10 protein-coding genes are annotated in these 9,128 nt (G+C 64.8%); 4 read left to right on the forward strand and 6 right to left on the reverse strand.

Annotated elements, in window-relative coordinates:
* Positions 1-43: 43 nt before the first annotated feature.
* Together panC and panB are read right to left on the reverse strand one after the other, a co-directional pair.
* Positions 44-910, reverse strand: coding sequence for a pantoate--beta-alanine ligase (panC, locus tag AC0GNR_RS07645; RefSeq protein ID WP_472900363.1), 867 nt, complete (start codon positions 908-910; stop codon positions 44-46).
* Between the two features lie 108 nt (positions 911-1,018).
* The gene (gene panB, locus AC0GNR_RS07650) at positions 1,019-1,906 is read right to left on the reverse strand and encodes a 3-methyl-2-oxobutanoate hydroxymethyltransferase (RefSeq protein ID WP_472900364.1); all 888 of its coding nucleotides are present in this window, start codon (positions 1,904-1,906) and stop codon (positions 1,019-1,021) included.
* A 75-nt stretch (positions 1,907-1,981) separates the two neighbouring features.
* Here panB and nadC point away from each other — a divergent pair, with 75 nt between their 5' ends.
* Positions 1,982-2,839 (forward strand): carboxylating nicotinate-nucleotide diphosphorylase, encoded by an 858-nt coding sequence (nadC, locus tag AC0GNR_RS07655; RefSeq protein ID WP_472900365.1) that lies wholly within the window; start codon positions 1,982-1,984, stop codon positions 2,837-2,839.
* Positions 2,840-2,963: 124 nt separating this feature from the next.
* The gene (nadA, locus tag AC0GNR_RS07660) at positions 2,964-4,067 is read left to right on the forward strand and encodes a quinolinate synthase NadA (protein ID WP_472900366.1); all 1,104 of its coding nucleotides are present in this window, start codon (positions 2,964-2,966) and stop codon (positions 4,065-4,067) included.
* Positions 4,068-4,184: 117 nt separating this feature from the next.
* On the opposite strand, the gene nadB is transcribed toward nadA, so the two are convergent.
* From nadB to AC0GNR_RS07680, 4 genes are all read right to left on the reverse strand, one after another.
* The gene (gene nadB / locus AC0GNR_RS07665) at positions 4,185-5,789 is read right to left on the reverse strand and encodes an L-aspartate oxidase (protein WP_472900367.1); all 1,605 of its coding nucleotides are present in this window, start codon (positions 5,787-5,789) and stop codon (positions 4,185-4,187) included.
* A 92-nt stretch (positions 5,790-5,881) separates the two neighbouring features.
* Positions 5,882-6,733, reverse strand: a complete 852-nt coding sequence (locus tag AC0GNR_RS07670) for a segregation and condensation protein A (RefSeq protein ID WP_472900368.1) — start codon at positions 6,731-6,733, stop codon at positions 5,882-5,884.
* A 23-nt stretch (positions 6,734-6,756) separates the two neighbouring features.
* A complete protein-coding gene (locus AC0GNR_RS07675) occupies positions 6,757-6,969 on the reverse strand; it encodes a DUF3460 family protein (protein WP_472900369.1) in 213 nt (70 codons plus the stop codon).
* Between the two features lie 99 nt (positions 6,970-7,068).
* Positions 7,069-7,410 (reverse strand): hypothetical protein, encoded by a 342-nt coding sequence (locus tag AC0GNR_RS07680; RefSeq protein ID WP_472900370.1) that lies wholly within the window; start codon positions 7,408-7,410, stop codon positions 7,069-7,071.
* 79 nt (positions 7,411-7,489) lie between these two features.
* On the opposite strand from AC0GNR_RS07680, the gene AC0GNR_RS07685 reads away from it, so the two are divergent.
* Together AC0GNR_RS07685 and AC0GNR_RS07690 are read left to right on the forward strand one after the other, a co-directional pair.
* Entirely contained in the window at positions 7,490-8,023 is a 534-nt protein-coding gene (locus AC0GNR_RS07685) for a transposase (RefSeq protein ID WP_472900371.1), read from the forward strand.
* The gene (locus tag AC0GNR_RS07690) at positions 8,020-9,096 is read left to right on the forward strand and encodes an IS3 family transposase (protein WP_472900372.1); all 1,077 of its coding nucleotides are present in this window, start codon (positions 8,020-8,022) and stop codon (positions 9,094-9,096) included. Before AC0GNR_RS07685 ends, AC0GNR_RS07690 begins: the two co-directional genes overlap by 4 nt.
* Positions 9,097-9,128 lie beyond the last annotated feature (32 nt).

Below are 9,128 nucleotides of genomic sequence, written 5' to 3' on the forward strand. Positions count from 1 at the left end.
CCCTGGGGGGGGTGACGCCGCAGGCGGCGCGGGGGGAATATATCTACACCTCGAAGTTGTCGATCAACCGCGTTTGCCCCAGGCGGGCTGCACCCAGAACCACGAGGCTCTGCGCGGCCGTGGCATCAGCGGCCGCAGGAGGCTGCAAATCGGTGCGGCGGCGCACCGTCATGTAGTCGGGCTGCCAGCCCCGTGAGGCCAGCGCTTGCATGGCGCGCGCTTCCAGTGCTTCTTGTTGACGCGGCAGGCCTTCGGCGGCGGCGAGCGCGTCGCGTGCCAGGCTGCGCAGGGCCATGGACAGCTGCACCGCCTCGGCGCGTTCGGCGTCGCTCAGGTACCCATTGCGCGAACTCAGTGCCAGCCCGTCGGGTGCGCGCTGGGTCTCCCCGGCCACGATGGTGACGGGCAGGGCGAACTGCTGCACCATGCGCCGGATCACCATTTGCTGTTGGTAATCCTTCTTCCCAAACAGCGCGTGGCGCGGTCCCTTGGCTTCTGAAAACACGCACTGAAACAGCTTCATCACCACCGTGCTGACACCGATGAAAAACCCAGGACGGAAGTGCCCCTCCAGGATGTCGGCCAACTCGGCGGGTGGATGGATCTTGAAGCCCTGTGGCTCCGGGTAAAGCTCTTTTTCGGAAGGCGCAAACACCACGTCGCAACCGGCTTGTTCCAGCCGGTCGCAATCGGCCTGCAGCGTGCGCGGATAGGTATCGAAATCCTCGTGTGGTGCGAACTGCAGGCGGTTCACGAAAATGCTCGACACGGTCACGTCACCCAGCGGCTTGCCGGTGCGCACCAGCGCCAGATGACCATCGTGCAAGTTGCCCATGGTGGGCACAAAAACGGGAGAGTCGAACGGTTTCAGCGCCGCGCGCAGGTCTTTGATGGTGTGGACGAGTTGCATGTCAGACGGAGGGGATATTGCCAAAAAACACCGCCGGGCTGGCTTCGCCAGACGGCAGGTGTTGCCCACTTGAGGGGGTCGCGCGCAGCGCGGCAGGGGTGGTCCTGTTCACCAGGCGTGGAGCTGGTCGTCCGGGAAGCTGCCGTTTTTGACAGCGGCCACATAGGCGGCCATGGCTTCGCGCACGCTGCTCGCGCCGTCCATGAAGTTGCGCACGAACTTGGGGTTTTTGCCCAGGTTGATGCCCAGCATGTCGTGCATCACCAGCACCTGGCCTGCTGTGCCTTTGCCTGCGCCGATCCCGATGGTGTGGCAGGTCGTGAGCTCGGTGGTGATTTCAGCTGCCACCACGGCCGGCACCATTTCCAGCACCAGCATGGTGGCGCCGGCGTCTTGCAGCTCAAACGCGTGGCGCCTGAGCGTGAGCGCGGCCGCGTCGCCGCGTCCTTGCACCCGGTAGCCGCCCAGCGCATGCACTGTTTGGGGTGTGAGGCCCAGGTGGGCGCACACCGGAATGCCGCGTTCCACCAGAAAGTGCACGGTCGGGGCGGTCCAGCCGCCGCCTTCCAGTTTGACCATGTGGGCACCAGCGCGCATCAGCTCGGCGGCACTGCGCAGCGCCTGTTCTTTGCTCTCGTGGTAGCTGCCAAAGGGCAGGTCGGCAATAACCCAGGCGGTGGCCTGCACGCGCTGCAGGCCACGCACCACGCTTTCGGTGTGGTAGCGCATGGTCTCCAGCGTCACGCCCACGGTGCTCGACAACCCCTGGCACACCATGCCGAGCGAGTCGCCCACCAGGATGCACTCCACGCCGGCGGCATCGGCCACGGCGGCAAAGGTGGCGTCGTAGGACGTGAGCATGGTGATTTTTTCACCACGTTCGCGCATTTCCATCAGCCTGGGCAGACTCACCGGCTTGCGTTGCGGCAGTGGCGAAGCGGCTGGCAAGGTGCCATAGGGCGTGGCTGTGGGGGCTGCAGATTGGGGTGTGCTCATGTCGATGTCCCTCGGGTTGGTGGCATGGCGTTGAGAATGGGGGCACTATATTCGATCCCGTTATGCTTGCGTCCCATGAAACACCTGTCTGAATTCACCCCGACCGATCTGGCTGCATTGGCCAGCGCCGATGTGGCGCGCGCACTGGCTGAAGATGTGGGCTCCGGCGACCTGACCGCGTCCCTGGTCGATCCCTCCCGCCGCACCCGGGCGCGCATCCTGGCGCGCGAAGACGCCGTGATCTGTGGCTCCCCCTGGGTGGAGGCTGCGGTGCGTGCACTGGACCCGCAAGCGCAGCTCACCTGGCATGTGACCGAGGGCCAGCGCTGCCGTGGCGACCAGGTGGTGCTGGAGATTGAAGGCCTGGCGCAGCCGCTGCTGACGGCCGAGCGCACCGCGCTGAATTTTCTGCAGCTGCTGTCGGCCGTGGCCACGAAAACCGCCACCTACGTGGCAGCGGTGGCCGGCACCCGGGCACAGATTGTGGACACCCGCAAAACGCTGCCAGGCCTGCGGCTGGCGCAAAAATACGCGGTCACCACCGGTGGCGGTGTGAACCACCGCATTGGTTTGTACGACGCCGTGCTGATCAAGGAAAACCACATTGCCGCCGCCGGTGGCGTGGCGGCGGTGTTGCAGCGGGTAAAGGACACCGCACCCCAGGCGCGTTTTGTTGAAATTGAAGTGGAAACATTGCCCCAGCTCAACGAGGCGCTGGCCTGTGGCGCCACCATGGTGCTGCTGGACAACATGGACATACCGACCTTGCAGGCCGCTGTGCTCAGCAATGCGGGCCGTGCCGTGCTGGAGATTTCGGGTGGCGTGAACTTGCAGACCGTGCGCGCCCTTGCAGAAACCGGTGTTGACCGCATTTCCATTGGCGCCTTGACGAAAGACGTGAAGGCTGTCGACTTCTCCATGCGCATGGATTGACCCGCCCCTGCCGCGCTGCTTGCGACCCCCTCAAGGGGGCGGCAATGGCGGCCTGGCAAAGCCAGTTCCGCTGTGCTCTGGCATTTTTTGCGCTGCACCTGTGGCGCTGACTGGAATCACTGACATGACCGACACGACCCTCATCGACGTTGAATACGAACAACCCGCCTGCCCGACCAAACACGCCTGGGCGCGCGTGCCAGTGGAGCCTGGCCCCAAGCAGCGCGCCGAGCTGAAAGAGCGCATTCGCCGCCTGCTCAAAGAGCGCAACGCGGTGATGGTGTCGCACTATTACGTGCACCCCGACCTGCAAGATCTGGCGATTGAAACCGGTGGCATCGTGAGCGACTCGCTGGAGATGGCCCGCTTTGGCCGCGACCACGCGGCGCAGACGCTGGTGGTGTCGGGTGTGCGCTTCATGGGCGAGACCGCCAAAATTTTGAGCCCGGAAAAAACCGTCCTCATGCCCGACCTGGACGCCAACTGCTCGCTCGACCTGGGCTGCCCGATTGATGCGTTCAATGCGTTTTGTGACGCGCACCCCGACCGCACGGTGGTGGTGTACGCCAACACCAGCGCGGCGGTGAAGGCGCGCTCGGATTGGCTGGTCACCAGCAGCTGCGCGCTGGACATCGTGCGCGCGCTTAAAGACAAGGGCCACAAGATTTTGTGGGCGCCCGACAAACACCTGGGCGGCTACATCCAGCGCGAAACCGGGGCCGACATGGTGATGTGGACCGGCTCGTGCATTGTTCACGACGAGTTCAAGGCCTTTGAGCTGGAAGCGCTTAAAAAGCAGCACCCCCTGGCCAAGGTGCTGGTGCACCCGGAAAGCCCGGCGGACGTGATTGCTCTGGCCGATGCGGTGGGTTCGACTTCGGGCATTTTGCAGGCGGCACGAGAGATGGATGCGCCGGAATTCATTGTGGCCACCGACAACGGCATGATGCACATGCTGCGCATGCAAAACCCCGGCAAGGTGTTCATTGAAGCGCCCACCGCCGGCAACAGTGCCACCTGCAAAAGCTGCGCGCATTGCCCCTGGATGGCCATGAACGGCCTGGCCGGCGTGGCCCAGGTGCTGGAAAAAGGCCTGAACCAGATCCACGTGGACCCGGCGCTGATTCCCCGCGCCCGTCAGCCCATTGACCGCATGCTGGCTTTCACCGCCGCCTTGCGGGGTGGTCAGGACGCAGGCGCGCTGGTGCCCCACATCGGCGCAGCATAAGCAGCCAAAGCCCTTCCCGCAGCGCGTGCCCCACCACAGGATGCGGTGGATCCGGCCGCCGGGCCACTCGCATGGCCCCCTGGGGGGTGACGCGCGCAGCGCGGCGCGGGGGGATCCCTATCTAGCCGGTGGCGTCAGGATCGTGGGCTTGGCTTCTGGCAGCAGGTCGGGGTAGTCGCGGCTGAAGTGCAGGCCGCGGCTTTCCCGGCGCAGCATGGCGCTCATCACGATCAGGTCGGCCACTTGCACCAGGTTGCGCAGTTCCAGCAGGTCGCGGGTGACGTGGAACTGGGAATAAAACTCGTGGATTTCGCGTTGCAGCAGCGTGATGCGGTGCGCCGCGCGCTCCAGGCGTTTGTTGGTGCGCACAATGCCGACGTAATCCCACATGAAGCGGCGCAGTTCGTCCCAGTTGTGGGAAATCACCACCCGCTCGTCGGCGTCGGTCACGCGGCTTTCGTCCCATTGCGGCATGGCGGGGCTTTGCGCCGGGGCGGTGTTGCGGATGGCGGCTACGGCGCCTTGGGCAAACACCATGCACTCCACCAGCGAATTGCTGGCCAGCCGGTTGGCGCCGTGCAGGCCGGTGAAGGTGGTTTCGCCCACCGCGTACAGGCCCTGGATGTCGGTGTGCCCGGCCAGATCGGTGAGCACGCCGCCGCAGGTGTAATGGGCCGCGGGCACCACCGGAATCGGTTCTTTCGTGATGTCGATGCCCAGCTCGGCGCAGCGCGCCAGGATGTTGGGAAAGTGCTCGTGCAAAAACTCGGGGCTCTGGTGCGAAATGTCTAGGTGCACGCAGTCCAGGCCGTGCTTTTTCATTTCGAAGTCGATGGCGCGGGCCACCACGTCGCGTGGCGCCAGCTCGGCGCGCGGGTCGTGGTCGGGCATGAAGCGGTGGCTGCCCAGCGCTGGGGGCAGCTTCAGTTGGCCACCCTCGCCGCGCACCGCTTCTGTGATCAGGAAGCTCTTGGCGTGCGGGTGGTACAGGCAGGTGGGGTGGAACTGGATGAATTCCATGTTGCCCACCCGGCAGCCCGCGCGCCAGGCCGCGGCAATGCCGTCGCCGGTGGCGGTGTCGGGGTTGGTGGTGTAGAGGTACACCTTGCCGGCGCCGCCGGTGGCCAGCACGGTGTGGGCGGCGCTGAAGGTGATGACTTCGTCGCGCTCTTCGTCCAATATGTAGGCGCCGTGGCAGCGGGTGGATGCCGCGGACTTGCTGTGGCCCGGCAGTTTGCGGTCGGTGATCAGGTCCACCAGCATGTGGTGTTCAAACACCGCAATGCTCGGGGTGTCTTTGAGCCGCTGGATCAGCGTGGCCTGCACGGCAGCGCCGGTGGCGTCGGTGGCGTGCACGATGCGGCGGTGGCTGTGGCCACCCTCGCGGGTCAGGTGCAGCTCGCCGTGTTCGGTGGAAAACGGCACGCCCAGCTCTTGCAGCCAGGCCACGGCGGCGGGCGCGTGTTCGACCGTGAAGCGGGTGGCTTCCAGGTCGCACAGGCCAGCGCCGGCCACCAGGGTGTCGTCCACATGCGACTGAAAGCTGTCACCTTCGGCCAGTACCGCGGCAATGCCGCCCTGTGCCCACATGCTGGAACCATCGCTGAGCCCGCGCTTGGTCACCACGGCCACCCGGTGGGTGGTGGATAGGTTGAGCGCAGCGGTCAGGCCCGCCAGACCGCTGCCGATGATGAGAACGTCAAATTCAAGGAGGGTGGTCATGCCGGGGGTGGGGTTCGGTAGGCTGGGCAACGGCGGGGCGCTGGGGCCAGCACTTCGGTGGATGGGGGCGGTGGTGAGCTGGGTGCCGGGTGTCAGCGCGGTGTGTAGGCCAGCCGCACATAAATGGGGGCAAAGGCCTCGGCCTGGGTCAGCTCGATCAGGGTTTCCTTGGCCAGTTCCAGCATGGCGATGAAGGTCACCACCAGCACGGGCTGGCCTTTTTCAGGGTCAAAAAGCTCGCCAAATTCGACGAACTTGCGGCCTTGCAGGTGGCGCAGCACGATGCTCATGTGTTCGCGCACCGAGAGTTCTTCGCGGCTTATCTTGTGGTGTTGCACCAGCTTGGCGCGCTTCAATATGTCACGCCAGGCGGTTTGCAGGTCAATCGGTGTCACGTCTGGGAACCGGGGCACCAGCGCCTGCTCCACATAGACCTGCGCGCGCAGAAAGTCGCGTCCGTATTGGGGCTGGTCGGCCAGGCGCTGGGCGGCCAGCTTCATTTGCTCGTATTCGAGCAGGCGGCGCACCAGCTCGGCGCGGGGGTCTTCGGCTTCTTCGCCCTCGGCCACCTTTTTGGGCGGCAGCAGCATGCGCGACTTGATCTCGATCAGCATCGCCGCCATGAGCAGGTATTCGGCTGCTAGCTCCAGGTTGCTGGCGCGGATCTCGTCCACATAGGCCAGGTACTGCCGCGTCACCGCCGCCATCGGGATGTCGAGGATGTTGAAGTTCTGCTTGCGGATCAGGTAGAGCAGCAGGTCCAGCGGGCCTTCAAAGGCCTCCAGGAAAACCTGCAGTGCGTCGGGCGGGATGTAAAGGTCCCGTGGCATGGCAAACAGCGGTTCGCCGTACAGCCTGGCCAGGGCGACGTGGTCCACCACCTTGGGCAACACGTCGTCCAGCCCCGCAGGGGCGGCGTTGAGTGTGGTGGCCTCAGGACTCATGAGCGGTGCGCGAGGCAGCCGGTTCAGGTGTGGTCAGAACCCGTCTGGTACACGTAGGGCTGTTGTGCCACGGTGGCGGTCTCTGCATCGGTCTGGAAGCTGCGGTCGATCTGCTTGTCCCACAGCAGGGCACGGCCCTGGCGCTGCTCCTGTTCCAGCGCGGGGCGGTCGGCCTTGAGCTGGGCGATGAACTGGGTCGTGTCGGAAGCGTAGTGCGGGCGGGCAAAGAAGGACATGGTCGGCGCTCAGAGGAAGGAGGCCCATTTTAGCGACCCATCGGGGTTTCCCGGATGTGTCCGGCTTTGGCGGCTGCGGGCGCCCCCAGCCGGACGCAGTCAGAGCGGCTCAACCGCCCGGCTGTGCCAGTTCAGCAGGGTCTTGCGCACCGTCATCAGAGGGGCCAGGTCGGGGAATTCGTGCCGCACCATATCGGCTGCGAAGTCGGCCATGAAGTTGGACTTGAGCAAGGCGCGGGCGCGGTCCACCCCGATGTCTTCGTAGGGCACGGACGACAGCACCAGAAAGCCATCGTCCGGAATGCGGCCCGCGCGCATATTGGCCCGGATGATGCCGGCCGCCTTGCGGATCGGGTCGGCCAGGTCGGGGCTGTAGGGGCCGATGATCAGGGCCAGGTTGGGCAGGTGCAACCAGTCAAACCCGCGCCCGACGCAGATCATCCACTCGCGGTGCCCCCCTGCGTCAGACTAGTTGTCGCCTCCCTTTTCACGCGGATGATCCGCGCCAAAGCGACACAACATGCAAAAGAATCAACATTCGCCAGAGTTCATAGAGCAGGCATTGAGCAAGGTCCGCACGCGCGGCTCGCGCACCTTGGAATCGGTGGCCACTGAGCTGAACATGCCACTGGGAACGCTCAAGGGCTGGCTCAAGAGATCGCGCCCTGTGGGGGCAGCGTTGGCGCATGCGCCAACGCTGCCCAGCGATACGCCCGCAGCCCAGTGGAGCCCTGTTCAGCGGCTGTTGGCCTTGAACGAAAGCCACACCCTGGTGGGGCCGGCGCTGCACGCCTGGTGCCGCGAGAAGGGCTTATTCGAGCACCAGCTGATCCAGTGGCGCGAAGCCTTTTGCGCATCGACGCAACCCGCTGCTGCCAGCGCCGCTGAGCAACGCCTGGCCAACACTGCGCTGCGCGAGTTGCAAGGCCGGCACGACCAGCTGGAGCGCGAGGTGCGCCGCAAGGACCGCGCGCTGGCCGAGGCCGCCGCTTTGCTGATCCTTCAAAAAAAGTTCCAGGCCTTGGTTCTGAAATCGCAGGGCGAGGACACATGAGCACCCTCGCACAACGCGCCACCGTGCTGGAGCTGATCGCCGAAGCTTGCATCGCTGGCGCCCGCTTGCACAGGGCCTGCGAGATCATCGGGCTGGCCGCACGCACTGTGCAGCGCTGGGTGGATGCTGGAAAAAATGCGCTGTATGTGGGCGACAGGCGCACCCCTGATCAACGCAGTCATAACTGCCCGCCCAACAAACTGAGCGACGCTGAACGCCTGGCGGCTCTGGCTGTGCTCAACAGTGAGGAGTTCAAGGACCTGCCACCCAGCCAGATCGTGCCCCGTCTGGCTGACAAGGGCATGTACGTGGCGAGCGAGTCAACCCTGTACAGGCTGCTGCGTCAGGCTGGGCAACTGGCTCACCGCCGCCTTGAACGCGTGCCGCAAAAGCGCAGCAAACCCCGCGCCTTGGTGGCGAGAAGGCCCGACCAGATCTACTGTTGGGACATCACCTACTTGCCCACCCAGGTGCGCGGCCTGTTCTTCTACCTGTACCTGTTCGTGGACATCTTCAGCCGCAAGGTGGTGGGCTGGCAGGTCTTCGATTGCGAGAGCGCCGAGCGGGCTGCAGCGCTGCTGGAGGACATCTGTCGGCGCCAGGGCGTTGGTGCGGATCAGGTCACAGTGCATTCGGACAACGGCAGTCCGATGAAGGGCGAAACGATGCTGGCCACCATGCAGCGCTTGGGCGTGGCACACAGCCGCAGCCGCCCCGCGGTGAGCAACGACAACCCATACGCCGAATCGCTGTTCAAGACCTTGAAGTACCGCCCGCAGCTGCCGCTCAAGCCGTTTGCCGATCTGATGCAGGCCAGGCGCTGGGTGACCGAGCTGGTGCACTGGTACAACGAGCAGCACAGGCACAGTGCAATCAGCTTCGTGACCCCCGCGCAGCGCCATGCACAGACCGATGAAGCTTTGCTGCACGCACGTGCTGCGGTCTATGAAAAAGCCAGGCAACAACATCCAGCGCGTTGGTCAGGAAACACCCGCAACTGGACCTTCATCGACGAGGTTCACCTAAACCCAGACAGCCCACAAACCAAGGAGTCCGATCAGAAGGCAGCTTGATTTGACAACCTCAGGCGACAACTAGCTTGACA

This window comes from Hydrogenophaga sp. LT287, assembly GCF_055702805.1.

Bases quoted from the DNA above. Each gene is read 5' to 3' on its own strand.
- panC (WP_472900363.1), bottom strand. From the start codon at position 910: ATGCAACTCGTCCACACCATCAAAGACCTGCGCGCGGCGCTGAAACCG.
- AC0GNR_RS07685 (WP_472900371.1), top strand. From the start codon at position 7,490: ATGCAAAAGAATCAACATTCGCCAGAGTTCATAGAGCAGGCATTGAGC.
- nadA (WP_472900366.1), top strand. From the start codon at position 2,964: ATGACCGACACGACCCTCATCGACGTTGAATACGAACAACCCGCCTGC.
- AC0GNR_RS07675 (WP_472900369.1), bottom strand. From the start codon at position 6,969: ATGTCCTTCTTTGCCCGCCCGCACTACGCTTCCGACACGACCCAGTTC.
- AC0GNR_RS07670 (WP_472900368.1), bottom strand. From the start codon at position 6,733: ATGAGTCCTGAGGCCACCACACTCAACGCCGCCCCTGCGGGGCTGGAC.
- AC0GNR_RS07680 (WP_472900370.1), bottom strand. From the start codon at position 7,410: ATGATCTGCGTCGGGCGCGGGTTTGACTGGTTGCACCTGCCCAACCTG.
- nadB (WP_472900367.1), bottom strand. From the start codon at position 5,789: ATGACCACCCTCCTTGAATTTGACGTTCTCATCATCGGCAGCGGTCTG.
- nadC (WP_472900365.1), top strand. From the start codon at position 1,982: ATGAAACACCTGTCTGAATTCACCCCGACCGATCTGGCTGCATTGGCC.
- panB (WP_472900364.1), bottom strand. From the start codon at position 1,906: ATGAGCACACCCCAATCTGCAGCCCCCACAGCCACGCCCTATGGCACC.
- AC0GNR_RS07690 (WP_472900372.1), top strand. From the start codon at position 8,020: ATGAGCACCCTCGCACAACGCGCCACCGTGCTGGAGCTGATCGCCGAA.